This window comes from Solirubrum puertoriconensis, assembly GCF_001483135.1.
Taxonomy (GTDB): Bacteria; Bacteroidota; Bacteroidia; order Cytophagales; family Hymenobacteraceae; genus Solirubrum; species Solirubrum puertoriconensis.
Map to the genome: position 1 here is coordinate 194,069 of NZ_LNAL01000007.1, position 25,015 is coordinate 219,083.

Sequence of the window (25,015 nt, forward strand, 5' to 3'; positions counted from 1 at the left end):
TCTGTAAGCTAGTCGAAGCAGCAACCGCTGCTACAACCAGATACAAAGCAACAAGCCCGGCCGACCAAGCCGGGCTTGTTGCTTTTAGGGCCCGGCCGAAATCCTAAAGCGCCAGCTCCGAATCTTCTTAGCCATGTCAGCACCCATCAAGCTCCGCACCCGTCACCTCAGCCTGCCTGCCGATACCGTCACGCCCGTAGGCTTGTACCTGCGCCTGCGCGACCAGTACCCCGGCTGCCTGCTGCTTGAAAGCTCTGATTACCACGCGCAGCAAAATGCTTTTTCGTATATCGCATTTGATGAGCTGGCCCGCTTTGAGCTGCGAGGCGCCGAGTTGCTGGAGCGTTTGCCAAACGGCGCCGAGGAGCGGAGCACCCTAGCCAACCCGCGCCACGAAGCGCTGGACCGCTTGCGCCAGTTTGCCCGTCGCTTTGAGGCACCTGCTGCTAACTTCCCCTTCATTACGGGTGGGTTGTTTGGTTACCTGGGCTACGGCGCGGCGCAGTACTGCGAGGATGTGCAGTTCGATGCTACGAAGCCGGTGGCCGGTCCGCTGCCCGATGCGCGCTATGGCCTGTACCGCTACGTGTTGGCGCTTAACCATTACCGGCAGGAACTGCACATATTTGAGCACACGCCGGCCGATAGTGAGCCCGGTGATGCGGCTTTGCAGCGCCTGCTAAGCGTGGTGCGCAGCCCCGTACGCCCCACTTTCGGCTTTGCTATGGAAGGGGAGGAGGAAACGAACCAAACCGACGACGAATTCCGCCGGGTGTTGGCCGCAGGTCAGCAGCACTGCCTGCGCGGCGATGTGTTCCAGATTGTGCTGTCGCGGCGCTTTGCCCAGCGTTTCCGCGGCGACGAGTTTCAGGTGTACCGCGCCTTGCGAGCCATCAACCCTTCGCCGTACTTGTTCTACTTCGACTACGGCCAGTACCGCCTGCTGGGCTCGTCGCCCGAGCCGCAACTGCGCGTGGAGGGGCGCGAAGCCAGCATTTTCCCGATTGCCGGTACGTTCCGCCGCACCGGGCACGATGCCGAAGATGCTGCATTGGCGCAGAAGCTGGCCGACGACCCTAAGGAGAATGCCGAGCACGTAATGCTGGTTGACCTAGCCCGCAACGACCTAGCCCGCCACGGTCGCACCGTGGAGGTACGCCGCTTCCGCGAAATCCAGTACTACTCGCACGTAATCCATTTGGTGAGCCACGTGGCCGCTACCCTGGCCGATGGCACCGACCCGCTGCAAGTAGCGGCCGACACCTTCCCGGCGGGTACGCTCTCGGGCGCGCCCAAAGTGCGGGCCATGCAGCTGATTGATGAGCTGGAGCCCACGGCGCGTGGCTTGTACGGCGGCTGCATCGGGCACCTAGGACTGAACGGCGACTTCAACCACGCCATTTTCATCCGCTCGTTTGTGAGCGTGGGCCGCACGCTTTACTTCCAGGCCGGGGCCGGGGTAGTGGCTAAGTCCGAAATCGAATCGGAACTGAACGAGGTGCACCACAAGTTGGCTGCGCTACGTCAGGCCCTCAAGCAAGCCGCCGCAGCCGGCGATGAAGTGCTGCCCGTGGAGCTTGGTGCTGCCGAGCCTAACGTTGCTACTATCCGCTAGCCCTAGGTTGATAAACTGCCCACCTGTAGAAACTGCCGACCGATGTCTATTCTCGTTTTCGACAACTACGATTCGTTTACCTACAACCTAGTGCAGGTGCTGCGCGAGCTAGGCTACGGCGACCAGATTACCGTGCGCCGCAACGACCAGCTCGATTTGGCTGAAGTAGAGCAGTATGATGCGGTGCTGCTGTCGCCCGGCCCGGGCATTCCATCAGAAGCAGGGCTGATGCCTGAGCTGATTCGCCGCTACGCGCCCACCAAGCGCATTTTGGGTGTGTGCCTAGGTCATCAGGGCATTGCCGAAAGCTTCGGGGCAAGTCTGATTAACCTGAGCACCGTGCGCCACGGCGTGGCTACCGACGCTACCGTGGCCGTGCCCAACGAGCGGCTTTTCAACGGAATTCCTGAGCGCTTCCGGGTAGGGCGCTACCATTCGTGGGCCGTTAAACCCGATACTATGCCCGACTGCCTGGAGGCTACGGCTTTCGACGAAGAAGGCGAAATCATGGCGCTGCGCCACCGCGAGTACGACGTGCGCGGCGTGCAGTTCCACCCCGAGTCTATCCTGACAGAGCACGGTCACCGATTGCTGCAGAACTGGTTACACGACCTGCCGGCCGCCAAGTAACCAATTCGCAAGCATCAACCGAGCCCACGCTCACCCGCATTTATGAAACAACTGCTCACTGCCCTGTTCGAACACCACAACCTAAGCCGCACCGAGGCTCACGAGCTCATGCTGCGCCTAGGTCAGGGCGAGGTGAACGACGCCGAGGCCGCCGCGCTGCTTACCGTGTTCCGGATGCGCCCCATTACAGTGCCCGAGCTGGCCGGCTTCCGCGACGCGCTGCTCGAGCTGTGCCGCGACCCGGAGCTGGGCACCCACGAGGTGCTCGATATTGTAGGCACTGGCGGCGACGGCAAAGAAACCCTGAACATCAGCACACTGGCCAGCTTTGTGGTGGCCGGCGCTGGGTATAGGGTGGTGAAGCACGGCAACTTCGGCGTATCGTCGTCGGTGGGGGCTTCCAACATTCTGGCCTACTTCGGCTACGACTTCGATTCGCCCACCGACCGGCTACGCCATCAACTGGACGCAGCCAACATCTGCTTTCTGCACGCGCCGGCGTTTCACCCGGCCATGCGCCGCATTGCCCCGGTTCGGCGCGACCTAGGCGTGCGCACCTTCTTTAATATGCTGGGGCCGCTCATCAACCCTGCGCGCCCCACGGCGCAGCTGCTGGGCGTGTATAGCCTCGAGCTGCTGCGCCTGTACCAATACCTGCTGCAGGAAAGCGGCACCCGCTACGCCGTGGTGCATGCCCTCGATGGCTATGACGAACTCTCGCTTACCGGCGACGCTAAAATTGCTACCTCCGAAGAAGGCGAGCGGCTGCTGACCGCTACCGAACTAGGCCTACCCGTGTGCCGCACCGAAGACCTTGTAGGTGGCCGCTCCGTGGAAGGTTCGGCCCGCATCTTCCGCGATGTGCTCGATGGCAAAGGCACCCGCCCGCAGTGCGATGTGGTGGCCGCTAATGCCGCCCTAGGTATCACCTGCATCAACCCCAACATCAGCCTGCCCGATGCCTTAGATGCCGCTTACGAGTCGCTCGATTCGGGCCGGGCACGCCAAGCCTTCACCACCTTGCTGAACACCTAACCAAGGGGCAGCTTACTTCTGATTTTTCAACATTTCACATACGCCTTTCAGCGGCCGCCAGCACACCATAGGCACGAGCACGCAAGCCAAGGCAACCGATATGAGCACTACCATTTCGCCCCCCGATGTACTCGCCCGCATTGTGGCCCACAAACAGCAGGAGGTAGCCGAGCGCCGCAGCCTGGTGCCCACCACGCTGCTCGAGCGCAGCCAGTACTTCAACTCGCCTACGTTGTCGTTGCTGGGCTACTTGCGCCGGCCCGAGCTCAGCGGCATCATTGCCGAGTTCAAGCGCCGCTCGCCCTCAAAAGGCTGGATCAACGAGTTTGCGAAGGTGGAGCGCACCACCTTGGGCTACATGCAGGCCGGGGCGTCGGCGCTGTCAATCCTCACCGATACCGAGTTCTTCGGCGGCAAAAACGAGGATTTGGCCACGGCCCGCAAGTTCAACTTGTGCCCCATCCTGCGCAAGGACTTTGTTATCGACGAATATCAGCTGCTGGAAGCACGCAGCATTGGCGCCGATGCCGTGCTGCTGATTGCCAGCGTGCTCGAGCCTACCGAGGTACGTCGCCTAGGTCTGTTTGCTAAGGACATAGGGCTGGAGGTGCTGCTCGAAGTTCACGACCGCGAAGAGCTGCTGCGCACCCTCGATGTAGCCATTGATGCTGTGGACCTGGTAGGCGTGAACAACCGCGACCTGCGCGACTTTTCGGTGAACATCGACCGCTCGTTGGAACTGGCCCAGTTGCTGCCCGCTCGCCTAGGTCGGGTAGCCGAAAGCGGCCTGCGCACTGCGGCCGACATTCAAGTGCTGCGACAAGCAGGTTTCGATGGCTTCCTGATCGGCGAAACCTTCATGCGAAACAGCCGCCCCGAAAAGGCCTGCGCCGCGCTTATTCAGCAACTGCGCGAACTGCAAGCCGTGCGCTAACTGTTGCCGAGGCCATGACTGCTGCACACTCGTTGCTGACCACTGCACTGCCTACCGCATCGGCTAACCGGCCGCGGGTGAAGGTTTGTGGCCTGAAGTACCCCGACAACGTGGCCCAAGTGGCCGCGCAAGAGGTGGATATGCTGGGCTTCATCTTCGCCCCAAAGTCGCCGCGCTATGCGCTGGATACCCTGGATGCCGCCCAAATGCGCAGCCTGCCGGTTACCAAAGTAGGAGTGTTCGTGAACGAGCGTACAGCCATAATTCGGCGCATTGCTTTGCACTTCGGCCTCAGTGCCGTGCAGCTCCACGGACACGAAACGCCCGCCGAGTGCGCCGAGCTAGCCGCCGCTGGCTTGGCGGTAATCAAAGCATTTGGAGTAGGGGAGTCGTTCGATTTCAACCAGCTTGAGGCCTACGTACCCCACTGCAGCTTGTTTGTGTTTGATACCGCCGGGCCGGCTGCCGGCGGCAACGGCGTAGCCTTCAATTGGGAACTGCTGCGTCGCTACCACCTGCCCACGCCCTACCTGCTGGCCGGCGGCCTAGGGCCCGACAACGCTGCCGAAGCCGGGGCGTTAACCTTGCCCGGTTTAGTTGGTTTCGACCTCAACAGCAAGCTCGAGCAAGCACCCGGCCTCAAGAACATTGCCTTGCTCCGCGAAACGCTGGCTCAGCTACGGCTGGCAGCATCTACCACTCGCTAACACCACACCGATCTATGTCCTTTCAACCCACTGCCCGCGGCTACTACGGCCAGTTTGGTGGCGCTTTCATTCCGGAAATGCTCTACCCCAACGTGGAGGAGCTGCGCGAGCAATACCTAAGCATTCTGGCTGATCCGGGCTTTCAAGAGGAGTACCAGCAGCTGCTGCGCGACTACGTTGGTCGGCCCACGCCGCTGTTCCGGGCCAAGCGCTTGTCGGAGCGCTACGGAGCTACCATTTACCTGAAGCGCGAGGACCTGTGCCACACCGGCGCCCACAAGGTGAACAACACCGTGGGACAGATTTTGCTGGCCGAGCGCCTAGGTAAAAAGCGCATCATCGCCGAAACAGGTGCTGGCCAGCACGGCGTAGCTACCGCTACGGTGTGTGCGTTGCGCGGGCTGGAGTGCATTGTATACATGGGTGCCGTTGATATGGAGCGGCAGAAGCCCAACGTGGCCCGCATGCGCATGCTGGGGGCTGAAGTTCGGCCCGCCACCAGCGGCAGCAAAACGCTGAAGGACGCCACCAACGAAGCCATTCGCGACTGGATTTCGAACCCCACCGACACGCACTACATCATCGGCTCGGTGGTGGGCCCGCACCCGTACCCCGATTTGGTAGCGCGGTTGCAGTCGGTGATTAGCGAAGAAATCCGGAAGCAGCTGCTCGAGCAAGCCGGCCGCGAACTGCCCAACTACGTGGTAGCCTGCGTGGGCGGTGGCTCAAATGCGGCCGGCGCGTTTTACCACTTCCTCGACGAGCCCAGCGTGCAGCTGGTGGCCGTAGAAGCTGCTGGCCACGGCGTGCACACCGATAAATCGGCCGCTACTTCGGTGCTGGGTCGGCCGGGCATTATTCACGGCAGCCGCACGCTGCTGATGCAGGACGAGCACGGGCAGATTACCGAGCCGCACTCCATTTCGGCTGGCCTCGATTACCCCGGTATTGGGCCGTTGCACGCCTTTTTGGCCGATTCGGGCCGCGCCAAGTTTGTGGCCGTTACCGATGAAGATGCCCTGCAAGCTGCGCAGCTCTGCAGCCGCCTCGAAGGCATCATTCCGGCCCTCGAAACCGCGCACGCCTTCTCGGCGCTCGATCAGCTTGAGTTGAAACCTACTGATGTGGTGGTGCTAAACCTCTCGGGCCGCGGCGACAAGGACCTCGAGACCTACTTGCGCGAGCTGCACTTAGCCTAGTACATGCGCACTGCCGCGCCAACCCTCAACTCAACAATCAGGCACCGTGCAAACCGCAACTCAGCCCGATAACGTGGTTCAGACCAACCGCTTCGCCGACCTCTTCGCCCGCAAGCCGCAGGGGCTGCTCAACCTCTACATCACGGCTGGCTACCCCGGCCTCCACGACACCGTACCGCTGCTGCGCACCTTGGCCGAGGCCGGTGCCGACATCCTCGAAATCGGCGTGCCGTTTTCCGACCCCTTGGCCGATGGGCCGGTAATTCAGCAAACCAGCACCGTGGCTTTGCGCAACGGCATGACGTTGCGCCGCCTGCTCGATGAGCTGCAGGGCGTGCGGCAGTACTTGCCCAATACGCCGATGCTGCTGATGGGCTACCTAAACCCCGTGATGCAGCTGGGCATGGAGGAATTCTGCCGCCGGGCCTCGGAAGCCGGTATTGATGGCGTGATTCTGCCCGACTTGCCCGCCGAGGAGTACGCCGATTTCTACCAGGAAACCTTCCGCCGCTATAACCTGCGCAAAGTGTTCCTCATCACGCCGCAAACCTCGGAAGCGCGCATCCGTCGCCTCGACGAGCTGACCGATGCGTTTCTGTACCTAGTGTCGGGCCCAGGCCTGACGGGCGGCAACCAAACTGCCGATACCAGTGCGCAGGAAACTTACCTGCGCCGCATTGCCCAGATGAACTTGCGCAACCCGCGCCTAGTAGGCTTTGGCATTGCCGATCGGGCCTCGTTCAATCAGGCTTGCCAGCACGCCAACGGCGCCATCATCGGCTCGGCTTTGCTGCGCGCCATCGAAGGCGCCGACGACCCGCACGCCGCCGCTCGCCAATTTGTGCAAAGCATCCGCTAGTACCTAGGCAGGGGCCAACGGGCTTCTACAATCACCTGAAACTTTCCCCAGACCCACATCAGCGGTCCATGATAATTCACCTCGACCCCCAGCTTACGTTTGCTGCACAAGAAGCCTTGGTTGCCGAACTGCGCCAGCTGCGTTTCAAAGTCACTCCGGTTCATACACAGCGCGCGGCTTACCTCGTGGCCCTAGGTCCGCAAGACGTTGACCTCCGCCGCATTGCCTCCCTGCCCGGCGTGCGCGACGTTCATCGCGTATCCGACGACTACAAGCTCGTGTCGCGCAAGTGGCGCGTGCACCCCACCGTGCTCGACCTCGGCGACGGTATTCACCTAGGCGAAGGTTCGCTGAGCATCGTGGCTGGCCCCTGCAGCATCGAGAACGAAGCCCAAATGGAGGCCGTGATGCAGCACCTCGTGCAAAGCGGGGTGCGCCTGATGCGCGGCGGAGTGTTTAAGCCCCGTTCGTCGCCGTACTCGTTCCGCGGCTTGGGCCTCGCCGGCCTGCGCGACTTCTACCGTTTGGCCCGCCAGCACGGCTTGCGCATCGTAACGGAGGTAATGCAGGTGTCGCAGGTAGAGGAGATGTACGACTACGTCGACGTGTTCCAGGTAGGCGCGCGCAACACCCAGAACTTCAACCTGCTCGATGCCCTAGGTGGCGTCGACAAGCCCGTGCTCCTAAAGCGCGGCGTATCAGGCACCATTGAGGAGTTGCTGCATTCGGCCGAATACATTTTCTCGGGTGGCAACGAGCACATCATTTTGTGCGAGCGGGGCATTCGCACGTTCGAAACGGCCTCGCGCAACACGCTCGATCTGAACGCGGTGCCCATCCTGAAAGAGAAAACCCACCTGCCGGTGTTCGTCGACCCTTCGCACGGCATTGGGTTGCGCGAGCACGTGGCCCCGCTGGCTTTGGCCGGCATCATGGCCGGTGCCGATGGCATTTTGTACGAAACCGCGCCGGTGCCCGAGCGCGCCGCTTCGGATGGCCAACAAACCCTCGATTTCGACGAATCGGCCAGGCTGGTGGAGGCCATGCGCCGCACCTATGCGCTGCGCCAAGAGCTGATAGAGCGCGAGCTAGTGTAGCACCGCCGCCGCAAACAATGCAAAAAGGGCCGGGTTGAGGTTGGAAATAGCCTCATCCGGCCCTTCCTTCGTTTTATGTTGTTTGAGTTCAGCCTGTACAGCTCGCTGCTGCTGCCGTTTTTTGTGCAGGGCATCGTTTTCGGGGTGCTGCTGCTAGTGCGTAGCTGGCGCCTCGAAGAGCCCGCCGACCGTTGGCTCGGGCTACTGATTTTGCTCTACACGGCCAACGTGGCGCAATGGATGTTGGGTTTTGCCGGCTGGTACGACTCGCACGACGCCTACTCCACGTTTATGTTCTACTTCCCGTTTTCCTTCTACCTAGGAGCGGGGCCGTTGTTCTACTTCTACTTCCGCAGCCTTACCAACCAGCAGTTTCGGCTGAGCAGGCGACACCTGTGGCACTTTGCACCTGCGGCAGCCTACTTGGCCTGGTATGGGGTATGCTTTGCGGTTGATGTGCTCGTGCGGCACCGTTGGTTGGGGCAGCCGCTGCCCGAACATTACGGCACCAAGGTCGCGCTCATCAGCATACTGGCGGTGCACGATGTGGCTAGCCTGCTCAACTATATTTCCCTAGGTGCCTACGGGTACCTTGCGCTCCGAGAGTTCCGGCAGTACACCCGCTACCTCAACGATAACTTTTCCGATACCGAGCGGCGTCGCTTTCGGTGGCTGCGGCATGCGCTGGTGGCGGTGCTGGTTGGTACGGTAGTTTCTGTGGCTTTTTCGTTGGTTGATTTCGGCGCGGGGCTGTCCTACGTGCAGTTCTGGTACGGCTACCTGTTTACGGGCCTCATCATTTACTACCTCAGCATTGGCGGCTGGCAGGCGCAGCACCAGTGGCGCGTTCCGTTGCACTTCGAGCCGCAGCCAGTGGGGTATGCCCCGGAAGTAACCGAGCCAGTAGAAGAGAAGCCGGTCGAACCCAAGACCGACGCCCCAACCGCCGAGCAGCTGCGCTGGGCCGAGCGCCTCGAGCAACTCATGCTTACCGAGCGGCCTTACCTCGAGCCCGATCTTTCGCTCGCCGACCTAGCTGCCCGGCTGCAAACCAACACCACCACACTGTCGAAGGTCATCAACTCGGGCTTCGGGCAGAACTTCAACGACTTCGTGAACACCTACCGGGTAGGGGAGGCCGAGCGGCTGCTTGCCGACCCAAAGCACCAGCATTACACCCTGGTGGGCATTGCTTTAGAGTCGGGCTTCAACTCCAAGTCAACGTTCAATAGAGTGTTCAAGAAGCTCAAGGGCGAGACACCGAGCGAAGCGGCTGTACGGCTCAAATCACAAATTGAGTCGTCCCGAATCATAACCTAAAGCGCTTCCGAAAGGCAGCAAAGGCAGTTTTGGGCTGTTCAATTAACCCACTGCTGCACCATGAAAAAGCTACTGTTTTCCGCCGCTGCCTTGCCCAACCGCGCTATCGACGCGGCTTGGCTGCTCTTCCGCCTGCACCTAGGGCTATCCATTGCCGATGGCGCCGGCTTGCCCAAGCTCACCAACCTCGCGGCCGTAGCCAGTGCCCAGGTGCCCGGCCCACCCGATTGGTTTGTGCAGCAAGTGGCGGGGCTCGGGTTCACGTTTCCGTCGCCGTACTTCTGGGCTGGAGCTGCCGTGTGGGGCGAGTTTGTTGGTGGCCTGCTGATTGCCCTAGGTTTGTTCACGCGCTGGAGCGCGCTGCAGCTGGCATTTCAATTCTTCGTGGTAGCATTTCTGTGGTACGAAGACCCGTCGCCCATCACCGGCATGTACTTCCAACAGCTGTTGTTTTGGGCATTTGTCGTAATTACGGCCGTCGGCCCAGGGCGCTACTCGCTCGATTACTGGCTGCTTCGGCGCAACAGCACCAATGTGCAACAACAGCCAACAGTGGTTCTGCCTAAGCCACAGGTTGCTACAGCTGCGTTGGCTTGCTTGCTGCTGGCCGCTACGGCTTGCTTGGCCGGCACGGTGCATTCCGATTTGTTTATTGAGCCAAGTAAGCAATTTGTGCTGGGCGGCTCACAGGGGGGTAGCTTCCGCGTGGTGGCTTACAATAAAGGAAAGGTGTCGGTGGAGGTGAAGGAACGGCCCCAAGGTGGAGGCATTTTCGGCAGGGCCACGCTGCAGCCGGGGAAGCGAGCAAGCTTGCAATTCATGGCGGGCTCGGCGGCCGTGTTGCTCAATTCTTCGACCAATCAGCAAGCTAATCTGGCGCTGACTATCACAAGGGGCGAGAGACTGAGCATGACCTCCGAGCCAGTAGGGCAGTTGCGGAAAGTGGAGTAATGCCGTCGGCTTCTGCCGAAAAATATAGGCTCGAACCTAGGCGAAGTTGCATTGTTGCGAAAACCTGCTATTTTTGTGGTCATTATGCTGCTCCAGACCATTAAATGCAACTTTATGCTGTACGTCCAGCCCGCGTTTCGGGCCGGAGTCGTGCCGTTGCATGTCAGAAAATGAAGCCTAAGCAGCTAACTTTCCTTCTCTGATTTCAACAAAGCCCGGCTCCGCCCAACGGAGGCCGGGCTTTTTTTCTGCCTAAGTAGTTCGTATGCAAGCCCCTCACTACACCGCCGAAGACCACCTCGTGTGGAAAGTTCTCTTCGACCGCCAAACTGCCCTGCTGCACCGCCGGGCTGCGGCGCCGTTTGTGGCTGGGCTCAATCGCCTGGGCCTAACCCGCGACACCGCACCTAGCCTAGAAGACCTAGGCCAACGCCTGCGCCAACACACCGGCTGGGGCGTAGTGCCCGCGTCCGGCCGCGTCGACGACCGCACGTTCCTGGCTTTGCTAGCCGAGCGCCGGTACCCCGTTACGCAGTGGGTGCGCTCCATGCAGCATTTCGACTACATCTCGGGCCCCGACTTGTTTCACGATGCTTTCGGCCACTTACCCTTGCTTACCGATCCGGAGTGGGCAACCTGGCTCGAACATTTTGGGCAAGTAGCGCGCCGCCACCTCAACGATGCATCGGCCGTGCAGCAATTGGTGCGCTTGTTTTGGTACACCGCCGAGTTCGGGCTAGTGCAAGAAGGTGACAACCTGCGGGTGTTTGGTGCTGGTTTGCTGTCGTCTGCCTCGGAGCTGCACCATTGCCTCAGCGAAGAGGTAGTGCGCCAGCCGCTCGACGTAGCCGCCGTGATGGATGCGCCCATCATGCGCGAAGGCTTTCAGGCCAAATACTTTGTGTTGCCTAATTGGGCTGAACTCTCCGATGCCACCGCCGAGCTGGCCGTATTGCTTACCGGCGCCACGGTGGCCGAACGCATTAATGCAATGCCCTAAGATGTAGCTACCCCTAACAACAAAGGCCCGCCGAAAGCGGGCCTTTGTTGTTGAAACGAGTGCCATTGGTTAGCGCCGGCGTTTGGTGAGCTGCCGGATACCTAGGGCGCCAGCCGCTGCTAACAGCAGTGATACGCCGCCATCAATCGGGATTTCGGTAGGGTTGGGGCCGCCCGAGCCGGGGCCTTGTGCCAGCGCAGCTTGGCTGAGGACCATCAGTGCGAGCAGTAAGAGGAATCCTGTGGCTCGACCAAGCCGAAACGTATGCATCATGACTACAAAGTAGGTAAATGGCTTTGGGGAGTGGCGGTAATTACGCAAAGCCCGGTTAGCAAAGCAAGTACTCAATGTTCTAAACCAAGCCTACTGCACAACCAAGCGCTTGGCCACTACCTCGTTGCCAATTTGGAGCCGCAAGGTATACACACCTTCGGGTAGCTTCTGCAGGGCAATAGCTTGGGCCTCTGCGCTGCGGTTGGCGGGCAGAGTGTGGCGTAGCACCACCTGGCCTAGGGCATTAAACAACACGGCTTGGATAGCTTGCTTGGTAGCAGGCAAGCGCACCCACAGCTTATCGTGCGCAGGGTTTGGGTATACAGTAACTTGCGTAGCCAACTGTGTTTTGCTGGTAGCCAATGGCCGACCCGGCGTGAAAAGCAAACTAAAGCGGGTACCGCTGCTGCCAGCTTTGGCCTCAAACGCGTATGCTGTTTGGGGTTTCAGCTCCAGTGAGGTGCCCGTAAGGGCGTCGCGCAACTGCACCGAAGTGCCGGCAGGTAAGTTCAGCAGTTCATCAATTTGCAGCGAGTAGCTACCTGCTTTATCAGCGTAAACCAGCAGCGGTACGGTTATGGGCTCTGTACCCAACACCGGCAGGGCGCTCATGGCTAGTAGGTTGGAGCCCTCGTTACCTAGGGCCAGCATGCTGCCGCCTGAATGTAGTTTATAGGCATCGTAGGCCGCATCGTAGCCAGCAGTAGCCGCCGCTTCAAAGTACACGGCTACTTGGTCGGGCGAGCCGCTGCCGTTCAGGCTGATTTTAAGCAGCGTGCGGGTTTGGGTAGTGCGCTCCAGAGGAGCATCGACGAAGGCCGTGAGACGTGCGGCGTTGGTAAAGTTGATGCTACCTGTGGCGCCGACGGCACTCGTGCGAACAAAAAAGCCTTGCCCCAACGGGATAATACGGGTGCCGCCATTGGTACCTACTTGCGTTGTGGCATTGTACGAAGCATACCGCCCCGGATCGTATTGCCCCGTCGACTTGAACACGTAGGCAGTGCTGCTCAGGTTAGTGGCGCCTAGGTAGGCCACATCCCAATCGATGGGCGAGGGGTAGGGGTTGCCCAGCAGGTGCCATCCGCTTTGCTCTTCGGCAGTGCGCCCCAGGCCCGTTCGGCTGATGGTGCCGTTGTTGGGCTGGCCTACGAAATCAAGTGTTTGGTTGGCGGCGATGTTCACGGTGTAGCCTTGCCCGGGCACCAGCGGATCGGCAGTGTTGCTCGGCGAGACCCAACCCCGATCAAAATCGGCCACCGAGCCAAAACCGGTGCTGCTTACCCGCGACTGATCGTAGAAAAATACATTGGGAAAAGGCGATACCACTGTTCCGACAGGTGCGGTATTAAACGCGGGGTTAACCACCGGTGCAAAAGAGCCCGTCGATAAGTCGGCTACGGTAGTGTTGCTTACCGGCGACGATAAATGGCGGTACCCTGGGCCCGGGTTTTGCGTGCCGCTGATGAAGCGCTGCACCGTGGCGTTGCCGGTCACCGAGGCCGTTCCAACGTTGGCAATCATGGCTGTGCCCGCGCCCGACGATACCAGCGTCAGGTTGCCGTTTGAGGCCAAATTGCCGGTTAAGGTTACAAGGCGGGTTACGGCAACCGGGCTGGTTAATTGCGCACCGGCCGCGCCTACCGTGAGGTTGCCGATGGTAATAAGGCTGCTGCCACCTAGGGTTTGGGCGCTTGGGCCAGCCGTAAGTATCGTGCCGCCACCGCTGATGGTGCCGCTGTTGGCAAGGTTGCCGGTAAGGGTAAGGGCCCCCGCGTCGGCAATGGTAAGGGAGGCGCCGTTGGCCACTGTAAGGTTGTTTACAGCCGCTAACGTATTGAGCACCGGCATGCGCGGCACGCCTGCGGGTATGGTTGCATTATCGGTAGCTGCAGGCAGTACGTTATTGCTCCAGTTGGCCGGGTCGTTGAAGGCCGTACTCACCGCGCCCGTCCAAGTACCATTGGCTGCGGCGCCTGGGTTTACCACCACTGTAACCGTGTAGGTTTGCGACTGCGCCGGGCTGCCGTTGTCTTGCACCTGAAACGTAACGGTGTTGCTGCCCACGTTGCACGGGGCAGCCGTTACGCTGAAGTTAAGGGTAGGGTGCGCAGTATTGTTGTTGGCTATGTTGGCCGTAGCGTTGCACAGGCTACCTAGGGAGGGCGTTACCGTAACATTCTGGTTGCCCTCCGAGCCGAAGAATTGCGCGGTAAGGTTGCGGGTTTCGCCTTGGTTGAGCGTGATGGTACTGCTCGGGGGCAGGCCTACTGCAGCCGGAGGATTGTTGCGGCTACGTACCTGAAAGCTGATGCATTGGTTATCAAGCCAATCGATGCCACCCGGGTCGTTGGAGGCAGGCAGGTTGGGCGGTGCACTGCCCGCTTGGTTGAAGCGCCCGAACTGAAAGAAATTCTGCTGGTCGCCCACGTTGCCGCCTACTATCGCGCCTTCGCCCCCAAAGCCACCCGTGCCGCCCGAGCTGCTGGCGGTGGTCCACTGCATGTCGCCGTAGGCAAAGGTTACATCATCGCCGCTGAAGCTGCTAGCCGTGTTGGCTCGGATGATAACCTGAAAAGTATTCACTTTATCGGCCTGTTGCTGGTAATAGCCCACCCGATCGTAGGTTACCACCAGTCGATCGGGGAAAAGCCGATACCAAATGGCCCCGCTGTTGGGGTTGTCAGTATCCACGTCAGCCCAGAACGGCGCGAGCATTACAATGTCTTCCTCGCCTTGCTCCCTGATAGGAAGACCGGATGAGTTGAAGGCGGGGTACAGTTTATTAAAGGTGATGTTGCCGTTGGTGTTAATGTAGACTTCGGTGTAGGTGTTGCCAAACAGCTGAAAGCTAAAACCAAGCGGAATAGGGCCGAGCGAAGCGTCGTCTCCCCGGTCTACTTGCGTCCAGCCCGCAGGGTTGGCAGCGTCGAAGGGTTCGGCGCAGGCCGGCAGGGTAGCCGTGGTGCGGCCAAGCACCTGAGGTTTGGAACTCGGTGCCGGTTTAAGAGCGGGGTATTTGCCGCGCAACGATTCGGCCAACTGACGTTTGCGGGCATTGTACTGCGGGTCGGATTTGGCCGGATCCCAGATGCGCGGTGTTTGTTGCCCCAACACCGAGGCAACTGGCAGGGCCGCCAGCAGCCCAACCGTAAGCCATTGTTGAAGAACGCGTAAAGTTGGTAGCATAATCTGAGCAAAAAGCGCTTGTGTAAGCAGAGAATAGAAGGTACGGATACCCTGATTTTTGTTTGGCGTTTAAGCTATAAAATTTTGCATTGTATGGGGCTTGAGCTTGGCTAATGTGCAAGTCATCAGCGATAATGAAATTTTACAAACCAAACGGGCCGCTGCCTCACCTTGGAAGCAGCGGCCCGTTTGGTTTGGCCGCTTAGCGCGGGTTTGCGGCTTGCTAACTAGCTCATCAGTAGGCCCAACCCAAGCGGCGGTAAATAAAGTGAAGCAACCATAGAGGTCCAATCAGCAGAAATTGTACATCCTTAAGAAAGCTAGGCTTCTTGCCTTCCACCTTGTGTCCCCAAAATTGGCCTATCCAAGCCAGCACGAAGATGATCAGGCACACGGCCCAAAGGGGCAAGCTAGCTTGGGCCTCCACCAAGCGCAGCGCTAGGGCAATGGCCGTGCTAACCAAGACCATGCCCAGGGCCAGCGGCAGAGAGAGCCGTACATAGTAAACCACCGCTAACATCATTACGAGCATAGCCCAATTCAGCCATGGGCTTACGTTCTGCACCGCCTCCGGCACCGGAACCGACCACAACAGCCCCAGAAGCGAGAACATGATCAGCGGCACGCATATCCAATGCACAAACTTGTTGGTGGGGTTTTGGTGGCTTTCGCCGTACTCATTGAGGAGGGATGAGAGGGCAGCAGTAGGCATGGCGAACAATGAATTGGGTGAGAGAAGAAGCCTGACGGAATATAGCGTTGCAGGTGGTCCTCGCGCAACAAAAAGCCGCCGAAACCTAGGGCTTCGGCGGCTCAGCGGGCAAGCAAACGTACCTTAGGCTTTCACCTTTAACTTCTTCCTCAGGTAATCCAAAACCAAGGCGTTGGCCTTTGTGGCAGCGGTGGCGTCGTACTTGGGGTTGCTTGGGTTGGCGAAGGCGTGTACCGCATCAAAATTGTGTACCGTCAGCTGCTTGCCAGCCTGCTTCATATCGGCCTGAAACTGCTTTACCACAGCGGGGCTGATGCTTTTATCCTGCGTGGCAAAAATGCCCACCACGTCGGTATTTAGGCTTTTCAGCTTGGCTATATCTTTCTCCGGCATACCGTAATAAATTACGCAGCCAGCAGCCTGCTTGCCCGCCAGCAAAGCCGCTTGCAATGACCAGCCGCCGCCAAAGCACCAGCCAATGGTGGCTACTTGCGCCTTGGGCCCGGCGTGTTGCAGTGCTCCGCGAATGATGTTTTGGGCGCGCGTTTTGTCAACGGATTGCACCAAGCGGCTGGCTTCTTCGGCGGTAGTGGCCAGCTTGCCGTCGTACAGATCAATGGCCAGTACCGTTGCGCCCGGCAGGGCCGCGGCAAGGCGGTCGGTTTCGCGCTTGATATAGTCGTTCAGGCCCCACCACTCATGAATGACAAACAGGTACTTGCCGTTGGGCTGGGCGGGCTTCACTTCGTAGCCGTAGGCGGTGCTGCTATCGGGCGTAGTAAAGCTGATGGTCTGGCCGGTGGCCTGCTGAGTGTAGTCGAAGGGCAGAGGAGATTCGTGTCCGCTCATAAAAGTTGGGTCGGCGGCTATTTGGGCAAAGGCTAGCATGGCATCGGGTGCAGGCTTGGCGCAGCACGGTGCCGATTGTTGAGCCAATACCGCGGCCGAGCCGAACAGCCAGGTCGTGAGCAACGCGAAGAGGTATTTCATAGGTTGTGGGTGAGGTTGGGATAGATTGGAGCGCTTAAGAAACTATGATACGACGCTGTAGGCCAAGCGTAAACGACGCAGCTTGGGTAGCTCCTTTTGAGCTCGGCTACGAAGGGCTGCGCGGGCTTGGGGCAGCAGCGGCTCAATAGCAAGTAGCAGCTCCTGCGCCAGTCCAGGCTGCTGTTCGCAAAGGCGCGTAGCCGCCGAAAGGGCAAACGTTTGGGTGGCTACGGGCAAAGCCTGATTGCCAAGTACGCGCAAGCATACATCGAATGCCTGCGCCTGGCGCTCGGGCGGCACCGGAGCAAATTGCAGGGCCCGCATGGTGTTGCGCAGCACGGCATCGGGTAGGTTGGGCTGCTGGCAAAAATGCAGCAGTGCCCCTAGGTGCGCACTGAGCAATTCGGGCGCGGCTTCGGCGCAATGGCCCAGCAGCCCGGCCGCCATTTGCGTCAGGCGTTTGGGGCCGGCAAACAGCAGCCGCACTAGCTCGGCAAAACGGGTTTCGTCGGCTCCGATGTAGGCAGTAAGGCGTTGGTATTGCTGGCGCGAATGCTCGCGCAGAAGCTCGTCTTGCAGGTTCATCAGCCACAAATAACCGCAAAAACCAACGCTGGTTTTGGGAGCCTAGGTACGCTGGTGCCACCAGCACCTAGGCAGCGGCGCCAGTGCGCACAAAAGCACCCAGCTCGGTAAGCAGCGCGTACAGGCCTACGTAGGTACGGTTCAGGTAGATAAAGTGCTCGGAGCCACGTGGCTCGCGCTCTTGCCGCAGCTCGGGCTTCTGCAGCAGGTCGTCGCCTAGGGCGTAAAGCGACTCTAGAAAAGCCGGGTTGCCGAAGTCGAAAGTAGGCTGGCGGAACGGCTGGCCTACCAGCGTAAGCGAGTCGTGCAGCGTGCGGAGGTACAACTCGCGCCGTGCGGCAGAGTCGGAGGAGCGCAGTACGCCGGCTTCTTCGAGCAAACTCAGGAGGCGGGCTGCGTCGTCGAGGGTTTCGGGGGCGAGCAGGGCCGTGAAGATGGCGTGCACCTCGGTGGGTATTTCCTTCACGCAGCCAAAGTCGAGCACGCCCACGGTGCCGCCCTCGTCGGCGCGGAGCAGGAAGTTGCCGGGGTGCGGATCGGCGTGTACCTGGCGCAGCTCGTTTAGCTGAAACATGTAGAAATCCCACAGCGCCTGGCCCAGCTGGTTGCGCACCTCCTGGCTGGGCTGCGTTTGCAGAAATTCGCGCAGGTGCTGGCCCGGCAGCCAATCCATACTCAGGATGCGGGCCGACGATAACTCAGGGTAGTATCTCGGAAACTCCAGGTGCGGCAAATGGGCGCACTGCTCGGCAATTTGCTGGCCGCGGCGCAGCTCTAGGGCGTAGTCGGTTTCTTCGAGCAGGCGGGTTTCTACCTCCTCCAGGTAAGGGCGTACCTGGGCTTCATCGAGGCCTAGGATGCGCAGGGCCACGGGCTTCACCAGCCCTAGGTCGGATTTAATGCTGGATGCCACGCCGGGGTACTGCACCTTCACGGCCAACTCCTTGGCACCTAGGCGCGCAAAGTGCACCTGCCCGATGCTGGCAGCTTGCCGGGCAGTGGGCTCAAATTCATCGAACAGCTCAAAAGGTGACTTGCCGAACGCATCACGAAAAGCCTTTACCACCAGCGGGCCGGAGAGCGGCGGCGTTTGGTACTGCGCTTGGGCAAACTGCTCGGAGTAAGCCGTGGGCAAAATGTTTTTCTCCATGGCCAGCATCTGCGCCACTTTCAGCACCGAGCCTTTCATTTGGCTGAGGGTGCCGTAGAGCTCGGCCGCGTTGGCGGCGTGCAGGTCGTCGGCGTTAACATCGGCACCGGCGGCGCGCTTGGCGTAGTGCTTCACGTAGTTGGCGCCAACCTTTAGGCCGGTTTTGGCGAAGCGTGCGGCCCGCGCCACCTTGGTAGTGGGCAGCGACACCAACGGCTGACCGTTGCTGAGCTCGGGCGCAGCACCATCGGGGGGTAAGTTGCTCATTAGCGGCGGCGCGATTGAAACAGGAAGCGGGCTAGGTCGAGCGCCGAGTCGAAGGTGTTGGGGCCTACCAGATCGAAGCTGAGGCGCACGGCTTTTTCCACGGCCGCATCGGTGCGCTCAAAGTTCAGCGAGTTGTCTTTGGCAAAGAAGCCGAGCACGAACAAGGCCTGCTGCCAGAACAAGCGCGGGTACCGCTCTTGCAGCACCGGGCGGTTGGCTACCTCGTCGGTGTTTTGGCCGGCGCGCAAAATGCCGCCCACAAAGGCTTGGAAGTCCTGCCGGAAATCGTCGAGCACGCGCGGGGTGAGGCCGGGCACCTCGGGCATGTAGCGCCGCAGCGACTGCAGGGCGTAGCTGCGGTTCTGCTTCAAAATTTCAAGCAGCGTGAAGTAAAAGCCGAGCAGCTTTTCGCGGGCCGAGTACTCGGGCCACACGGGCTCCTTGCTGGCTTGCTCGCGAGCCTGGCGGCCAAAGTCGGCCCATATTTCGCGGTCAATAGCTTCGAAGTTGGGATAGAAGCGGTAGAACTCCGCCTCCGGTATGCCGAGCTTTTTGGTGAGCTTGAAAACCGAGGCGGGCGGCGTGTTCTTGCGCAGTACGTAGTCGAAATACGCCTGCTTGATGCGGTCTTTCTCCATGGTACAAGCACAACCAGCGGCTGCGCTTATTGGTTGCTGAAAACCCTAGGTTACCGGCAGGTTCTGGTAGGCTTTGCGGAACACCGCCACCGCCCGCTCGCGGGCAAACTTGTGGTCGACCATAGGCGCCGGGTACTTCTTGGTGCCGTACTCCGGCACCCAGCGGCGCACGTACTCCAGCGTGGGGTCGAACTTCTTGAGCTGCGACTCGGGGCTGAACACCCGGAACCACGGCGCGGCCACCACCCCGGTACCGGCTACCCATTGCCAGTTGCCCACGTTCAGGGCCAAGTCGTAATCGAGCAGCTTATCGGCGAAGTACCGCTCGCCCAGGCGCCAATCAATCAGCAGGTGCTTGTTGAGGAAGGCTGCCACGGCGATGCGGGCACGGTTGTGCAGAAAGCCGGTTTGGTTTAGCTCGCGCATGCCGGCATCAACCAGCGGGTAGCCCGTTTGCCCATCGCACCAGCGCTGGTATTCTTCCTCGTTGTTGCGGTACTCCACGTGGCGCAATCGAGGGTTGTAACTTTCGTGTGCGGTGCCAGGGAAGTGCCACATCAGCATCATGTAGTAGTCGCGCCATACCAGCTCGGCCAGCAGTTTGGGGTTGAACTCGTGGGCTTGGCGCATCAGCTCGCGCACGCTTAGGGTACCAAAACGAAGGTGCACCGAGCGGCGGGTGCTGCTGTTCACCAGACCCAGCCGGTCGCGGGTAAGGTGGTAGTCGCGCACCAAGCTTTCGGGGGGTACCTCGGCCGCGGGCACGTACTGCTCGTAGCGCTCAAAGCCCATTTGCTCGAGCGTGGGCTTAGGTGGCGCATCGGCCAGGCGGCCTAGGCGCTCGGCCTTGTACAGCTCCGCCGAAGGGTAGGGGCGCAGATCTTCTTCGCGCAGTTTGGCTTCCCACGCGTCGCGGTACATCCCAAAAGCCTTGTGCGGCGTGCCCGATTTGGTAAGCACCTCGTTTTTGGCGAAAACGACCTGATCCTTATACGCTTTGAAAGGCACGCCACGGACTTGCAGCAGCTGGGCTACTTCGGTGTCGCGCTGGGTGGCGTAGGGCTCGTAATCTTCGTTGGTGAAAACCGCCCCTAAGTCGTAAGTATCAAGCAACTGCCGAAACACCTCCACGGGCTTGCCATAGTAGGCCAGAAAAGTGCCGCCCGCAGCTTCGGTCTGTTTAGCGAGTCGCTCTACCTCATCGTAGATAAACGTAAGGCGCGCATCCTGGGGGCGCGGCACATAGTCGAGGATGTCGGTGTCGTAGATAAAAAGCGGCACCACGGGCAGGCCGCTTTGCAAGGCCGCAGTCAGGCCGGCGTTATCGTGCTGCCGGAAGTCGCGGCGGTGCCAGAACAGCGCAATCTTCATAGCTATTTCAGGGTTGAGTAACCGCCGTCGACGCGGATGATCTGACCGGTAATAAAGTTTGCTGCATCGGAGAGCAGGAATGCGGCCGACTCAGCCAAATCGGTGGCTTGGCCCACGCGCTGCAGGGGGTGGCGCTTAGCCCCGGCTTCTTGCTTTTCGGGCGTGTTCAGCAGGGCGGCGGCAAGCGGGGTGTTGGTAAGCGAAGGTGCTAAGGCATTCACCCGGATGCCACTGCCGGCGTACTCCGAGGCCAACGAGCGGGTAAGTCCCTCCAGCGCCGCCTTGGCCGTGGCAATGCTAGCATGAAACGGCATGCCGTTGTAAGCCGCCACGGTGCTAAACAGCACCACCGCGGCGTTGCCAGCTTTCTTCAGGCGCTTCATGCAGGCTTGCAGCACTTGCACGGCGCCCACCACATTCAGCTCAAAATCCTGCCGGAACTGCTCGGCACCTAGGCGCTCGAAGGGCCGCAGCAAAATGGATCCGGGGCAGTACACCACGCCGTGCAGCACCTCGGGCAAGCCGTCGAGGGCAGCGGCCTCAAACTGGGTTACATCGAGTGGCAGGTGCGTGGCACCTAGGGCTTGAAGCTCTTCGGATTGGTGGCGCGAAGCCGTGATGAGCGTGGCGCCTTGCTGCTGTAGGAGCTGGGCAGTTGCCAAGCCGATGCCCGACGAGGCACCGACGACCAAAATGGTTTTGCCGGAGAAATCCATGCGGTGGGATTGGGTTGCGGAACCCCGAAACAACCTCCGCAAGGCTGTAAGGTTTGCCGCCGCAGCCCTTCGCTTACTCTTGCACGCGGCTGTAGTGTTACCAAATTGTTGTGTAATAGCATCTTCGAGCAAGTATGTGGCTGATGCAAGCAAAAAAATAACAGCTACATAAATAGCTTTAAGTCAAGATGATCTTGCTTAGTTAGTATAAATTAAAAGCGCAATATTGTTCGGCTTGCCTACCAACAAGCTCGACTGAAGCATGCCGTTTTACGTAGCTTCGGACCAATCCCTGCATTCCCCCACTACCACAACCGAGTTATGAACATCCGCAAACTACTCGTCGCGAACCGCGGTGAAATTGCGATTCGCGTGCTGCGCGCCGCCACCGAGCTAGGCATCCAGACCGTCGCGATTTACACCTACGAGGACCGCTATTCGTTGCACCGCTACAAGGCCGACGAGGCCTACCAGGTGGGCCGCGACGAAGATCCGCTGAAGCCTTATCTCGACATTGAGGAGATTTTGCGGGTGGCCAAAGCCAACGGCGTCGATGCCATTCACCCCGGCTACGGCTTCTTGTCGGAAAACGCCAACTTCGCCCGCCGCTGCGGCGAGGAGGGCATCACCTTTGTAGGTCCGCGCCCCGAGGTAATGGAAGCCCTAGGTGATAAAGTGCGCGCCAAGGAAGTGGCCGTGCGCTGCCAAGTGCCCATCATCGAAAGCAGCCAGCAACCCCTCACCAGCTACGAGGTAGCCCTCGAAGAAGCGCACCGCATTGGCTACCCGGTTATGCTGAAAGCCGCTGCCGGTGGCGGTGGTCGCGGCATGCGCGTAATCCGTGACGACGAGCAGCTGGAGAAAGGCTTTTTCGAGGCGCGCAACGAAGCCAAAAAGGCCTTCGGCGACGACACCGTGTTCCTCGAGAAGTTTGTGGAGCGCCCCAAGCACATTGAGGTGCAGCTGGTGGCTGATACCCACGGCAACATCATTCACCTGTACGAACGCGACTGCTCGGTGCAGCGCCGCTACCAGAAAGTGGTAGAAGTGGCCCCGTCGTTGAACCTTCCCGACCACATGCGCCACCTGCTCTACGAGTACTCGCTGCGCCTAGGTAAGGCCGTGGGCTACAATAACGTGGGCACCGTGGAGTTCTTGGTGAATCCCGAGCACGACCGCATCTACTTTATCGAGGTGAACCCCCGCATTCAGGTAGAGCACACCGTAACCGAAATGATTACGGGCATCGACCTGATTAAAACCCAGCTGCACATTGCCGACGGTCGCCGCCTTTCGGACCCCGAAATTGGCCTGGGCCCCGACGTGAAGCCGCTGAAAATTGGCTACGCCATTCAGTGCCGCATCACTACCGAAGACCCCGAAAACGACTTCAAGCCCGACTACGGTACCATTGTGGCCTACCGCTCGGCCGGTGGTTTTGGCATTCGCCTCGACCAAGGCTCGGTGTACCAGGGCGTAAAGATTTCCCCCTTCTTCGACTCGCTTTTGGTGAAGGTGTCGGCGCACGCGCCCACGCTCGAAGGCGCCGCCCAGAAGATGCAGCGCACCTTGGATGAGTTCCGGGTACGCGGCGTACGCACCAACATTCAGTTCCTGCAGAACATAATTGCGCACTCCGAGTTTGTAGCCGGGCAAGCCAATGTCGATTTCATCAAAGACCACCAGGAGCTGTTTAAGTTCAAGCCGCGCCTCGACCGCGGCACGCGCTTGCTCGAGTTTCTAGGTGATTTGATTGTGAACGGCAATGCCGATGTGAAGGGCAACGTCGACCCGAAAAAGGAGCTGCCTAAGCCCAAGCTGCCGCACTTCGACCCCAACGGCGAAGTGCCCGCCGGCACCAAGCAAATTCTCACCGACCTAGGGCCAGAAGGCTTTGCCCAGTGGCTGCGCAACGACCCGCTCATTCACTACACCGATACCACCTTCCGCGATGCGCACCAAAGCCTGCTGGCCACGCGCATGCGCAGCTTCGATATGCTGAAGGTGGCCGACCGTTACGCCCGCTGCCATCCGCAAACCTTCTCGCTTGAGTGCTGGGGCGGCGCCACGTTCGATGTGGCCATGCGCTTCCTGAACGAAGACCCGTGGGACCGACTCGCGAAAATCCGACAGGCTGTGCCCAACATTCTGTTGCAAATGCTCATCCGCGGGGCCAACGGCGTGGGCTACAAAGCATACCCCGATAACCTCACGGAGCGTTTTGTGCAGCAAGCCTGGGAAACCGGCGTCGATGTGTTCCGCATCTTCGACTCGCTGAACTGGATGAAGGGCATGGAGGCCTGCATTGGCTTCGTGCGCAACAAAACCCAGGGCCTAGCCGAAGCCGCCATTTGCTACACTGGCGACATCCTCGACCCCAAGCGCAACCAGAAGTACAACCTCGAGTACTACCTGCGCCTGGCCAAGCAGATTGAAGAAGCCGGCGCGCACATCTTGTGCATCAAGGACATGGCTGGCTTACTGAAGCCATACGCTGCTACCGAGCTCATCACGGCGCTGCGCGAAACCATCAGCCTGCCTATTCACCTACACACCCACGACACTTCGTCGCTGCAACCGGCCACGTACCTAAAAGCAGTTGAAGCCGGTGTCGACGTGATTGACGTGGCCCTGGGTTCGTTGTCGGGCCTTACTTCGCAGCCCAACTTCAACTCGGTGGTGGAGATGCTGCGCGGCACCGAGCGCCACCGCGAGTACGATCAGCACAGCCTCAACGAGTTCTCGAATTACTTCGAAACCGTTCGCGACTATTACTACCCATTTGAATCGGGCCTGAAAGCGGGCACCTCGGAGGTGTTTCAGCACGAAATTCCGGGCGGGCAGTACTCCAACTTGCGTCCGCAGGCAGCAGGCCTAGGTCTGCTCGATAAGTTTGAACTCATCAAGGAAACCTTCGCCGAGGTGAACGAGCTGTTCGGCGACATCGTGAAGGTGACGCCCTCGTCGAAGGTAGTGGGCGACATGGCGTTGTTCTTGGTGTCAAACAACCTCACCACCGAGGATGTGCTGACGAAAGGCCACACCATCAGCTTCCCCGAATCGGTGCGCGAGTTGTTCCGCGGCGACATTGGGCAGCCTGAAGGCGGCTGGCCGCACGAGCTGCAGAAGATCATCCTGAAGGACGAGCAGCCCTTCACCGACCGGCCCAACGAGCACCTCAAGCCCATCAACTTCGACAAGGAGTGGGAGAAGTTTCAGGAAAAGTTTGGCCCCGGCGCCCGCTTCACCGATTTGCTCTCGTGGCTGCTCTACCCCAAGGTATTCGAACAGTACTGGAAGCACCTGCAGCAGTACGGCGACGTATCGGTGGTGCCCACGCGGGTGTTCTTCTACGGCCTGCGGCCCGGCGAAGAAACCATCATCGACATTGCCCGCGGCAAGAGCATCATCGTGCGTCTGCAATCGGTTGGCCCCGTAAACGACGACGGCTGCCGCACCATCTTCTTCACCCTGAACGGCCAGACGCGCAACCTCGAAATCCGCGACCGATCGGTGGAGGTAAAAACGGTGTCGAACCCCAAAGCCGACAAAGGTAATCCGCGCCAAATTGGCGCCCCACTGCAAGGCTTGCTCTCGAAAGTGCTGGTGGAGAATGGCCAAAAGGTGAAGCGTAACACACCGCTGTTCATCATCGAAGCTATGAAGATGGAAACTACCATCACGGCCCCGAGCGACGCCAAAGTACAGGTAGTGAACCTGAACGAAGGCACGCTGGTGAATGCTGACGATTTGGTGCTTACATTGGGGGAGAAGTAA

The 25,015-nt window shown here is 59.9% G+C and carries 21 protein-coding genes; 12 read left to right on the forward strand and 9 right to left on the reverse strand.

What is annotated here, in order from left to right; genetic code table 11:
- Positions 1 to 133: 133 nt before the first annotated feature.
- From ASU33_RS11245 to ASU33_RS11295, 11 genes are all read left to right on the forward strand, one after another.
- The gene (locus ASU33_RS11245; RefSeq protein ID WP_078063070.1) at positions 134 to 1,615 is read left to right on the forward strand and encodes an anthranilate synthase component I family protein; all 1,482 of its coding nucleotides are present in this window, start codon (positions 134 to 136) and stop codon (positions 1,613 to 1,615) included.
- 42 nt (positions 1,616 to 1,657) lie between these two features.
- Positions 1,658 to 2,245 (forward strand): anthranilate synthase component II, encoded by a 588-nt coding sequence (locus ASU33_RS11250; RefSeq protein WP_059070945.1) that lies wholly within the window; start codon positions 1,658 to 1,660, stop codon positions 2,243 to 2,245.
- A 42-nt stretch (positions 2,246 to 2,287) separates the two neighbouring features.
- Complete coding sequence (gene trpD, locus ASU33_RS11255; protein WP_059070946.1) at positions 2,288 to 3,280, forward strand: anthranilate phosphoribosyltransferase; 993 nt, start codon at positions 2,288 to 2,290, stop codon at positions 3,278 to 3,280.
- 100 nt (positions 3,281 to 3,380) lie between these two features.
- Positions 3,381 to 4,214 carry an indole-3-glycerol phosphate synthase TrpC gene (gene trpC, locus ASU33_RS11260; protein ID WP_059070947.1) on the forward strand — a complete coding sequence of 278 codons (834 nt, stop codon included), beginning with the start codon at positions 3,381 to 3,383 and terminating at the stop codon, positions 4,212 to 4,214.
- 14 nt (positions 4,215 to 4,228) lie between these two features.
- The gene (locus tag ASU33_RS11265) at positions 4,229 to 4,921 is read left to right on the forward strand and encodes a phosphoribosylanthranilate isomerase (RefSeq protein ID WP_059070948.1); all 693 of its coding nucleotides are present in this window, start codon (positions 4,229 to 4,231) and stop codon (positions 4,919 to 4,921) included.
- Between the two features lie 14 nt (positions 4,922 to 4,935).
- Complete coding sequence (gene trpB, locus ASU33_RS11270; RefSeq protein WP_059070949.1) at positions 4,936 to 6,120, forward strand: tryptophan synthase subunit beta; 1,185 nt, start codon at positions 4,936 to 4,938, stop codon at positions 6,118 to 6,120.
- A 46-nt stretch (positions 6,121 to 6,166) separates the two neighbouring features.
- Positions 6,167 to 6,979, forward strand: a complete 813-nt coding sequence (gene trpA, locus ASU33_RS11275; RefSeq protein ID WP_286130500.1) for a tryptophan synthase subunit alpha — start codon at positions 6,167 to 6,169, stop codon at positions 6,977 to 6,979.
- Between the two features lie 68 nt (positions 6,980 to 7,047).
- Positions 7,048 to 8,076, forward strand: coding sequence for a bifunctional 3-deoxy-7-phosphoheptulonate synthase/chorismate mutase (locus ASU33_RS11280; RefSeq protein ID WP_059070950.1), 1,029 nt, complete (start codon positions 7,048 to 7,050; stop codon positions 8,074 to 8,076).
- 75 nt (positions 8,077 to 8,151) lie between these two features.
- Positions 8,152 to 9,396, forward strand: coding sequence for a helix-turn-helix domain-containing protein (locus tag ASU33_RS11285; protein WP_059070951.1), 1,245 nt, complete (start codon positions 8,152 to 8,154; stop codon positions 9,394 to 9,396).
- A gap of 60 nt (positions 9,397 to 9,456) precedes the next feature.
- Positions 9,457 to 10,347, forward strand: a complete 891-nt coding sequence (locus ASU33_RS11290; protein ID WP_059070952.1) for a DoxX family protein — start codon at positions 9,457 to 9,459, stop codon at positions 10,345 to 10,347.
- Between the two features lie 265 nt (positions 10,348 to 10,612).
- Positions 10,613 to 11,347, forward strand: coding sequence for a phenylalanine 4-monooxygenase (locus ASU33_RS11295; protein ID WP_059070953.1), 735 nt, complete (start codon positions 10,613 to 10,615; stop codon positions 11,345 to 11,347).
- A 69-nt stretch (positions 11,348 to 11,416) separates the two neighbouring features.
- On the opposite strand, the gene ASU33_RS21000 is transcribed toward ASU33_RS11295, so the two are convergent.
- The 9 genes from ASU33_RS21000 to ASU33_RS11335 form a co-directional block, all read right to left on the reverse strand.
- Positions 11,417 to 11,563 (reverse strand): PID-CTERM protein-sorting domain-containing protein, encoded by a 147-nt coding sequence (locus ASU33_RS21000; protein ID WP_286130501.1) that lies wholly within the window; start codon positions 11,561 to 11,563, stop codon positions 11,417 to 11,419.
- A gap of 147 nt (positions 11,564 to 11,710) precedes the next feature.
- Entirely contained in the window at positions 11,711 to 14,809 is a 3,099-nt protein-coding gene (locus tag ASU33_RS11300) for a DUF8693 domain-containing protein (protein WP_059070954.1), read from the reverse strand.
- 235 nt (positions 14,810 to 15,044) lie between these two features.
- The gene (locus tag ASU33_RS11305; protein ID WP_059071461.1) at positions 15,045 to 15,521 is read right to left on the reverse strand and encodes an Mpo1 family 2-hydroxy fatty acid dioxygenase; all 477 of its coding nucleotides are present in this window, start codon (positions 15,519 to 15,521) and stop codon (positions 15,045 to 15,047) included.
- A gap of 123 nt (positions 15,522 to 15,644) precedes the next feature.
- Positions 15,645 to 16,511, reverse strand: a complete 867-nt coding sequence (locus ASU33_RS11310) for a dienelactone hydrolase family protein (RefSeq protein WP_059070955.1) — start codon at positions 16,509 to 16,511, stop codon at positions 15,645 to 15,647.
- Between the two features lie 42 nt (positions 16,512 to 16,553).
- Positions 16,554 to 17,096 carry a HEAT-like fold family protein gene (locus ASU33_RS11315; RefSeq protein WP_059070956.1) on the reverse strand — a complete coding sequence of 181 codons (543 nt, stop codon included), beginning with the start codon at positions 17,094 to 17,096 and terminating at the stop codon, positions 16,554 to 16,556.
- 67 nt (positions 17,097 to 17,163) lie between these two features.
- The gene (locus ASU33_RS11320; RefSeq protein WP_059070957.1) at positions 17,164 to 18,513 is read right to left on the reverse strand and encodes an ABC1 kinase family protein; all 1,350 of its coding nucleotides are present in this window, start codon (positions 18,511 to 18,513) and stop codon (positions 17,164 to 17,166) included.
- A complete protein-coding gene (locus ASU33_RS11325) occupies positions 18,513 to 19,151 on the reverse strand; it encodes a TetR/AcrR family transcriptional regulator (RefSeq protein WP_059070958.1) in 639 nt (212 codons plus the stop codon). The genes ASU33_RS11320 and ASU33_RS11325 overlap by 1 nt, the downstream gene beginning before the upstream one ends.
- A 45-nt stretch (positions 19,152 to 19,196) precedes the next feature.
- The gene (locus tag ASU33_RS11330) at positions 19,197 to 20,522 is read right to left on the reverse strand and encodes a cryptochrome/photolyase family protein (protein WP_059070959.1); all 1,326 of its coding nucleotides are present in this window, start codon (positions 20,520 to 20,522) and stop codon (positions 19,197 to 19,199) included.
- Between the two features lie 2 nt (positions 20,523 to 20,524).
- Entirely contained in the window at positions 20,525 to 21,238 is a 714-nt protein-coding gene (locus ASU33_RS11335; protein WP_059070960.1) for an SDR family NAD(P)-dependent oxidoreductase, read from the reverse strand.
- A gap of 321 nt (positions 21,239 to 21,559) precedes the next feature.
- Between ASU33_RS11335 and ASU33_RS11340 the strand changes: the two genes are divergently transcribed.
- A complete protein-coding gene (locus ASU33_RS11340; protein ID WP_059070961.1) occupies positions 21,560 to 25,015 on the forward strand; it encodes a pyruvate carboxylase in 3,456 nt (1,151 codons plus the stop codon).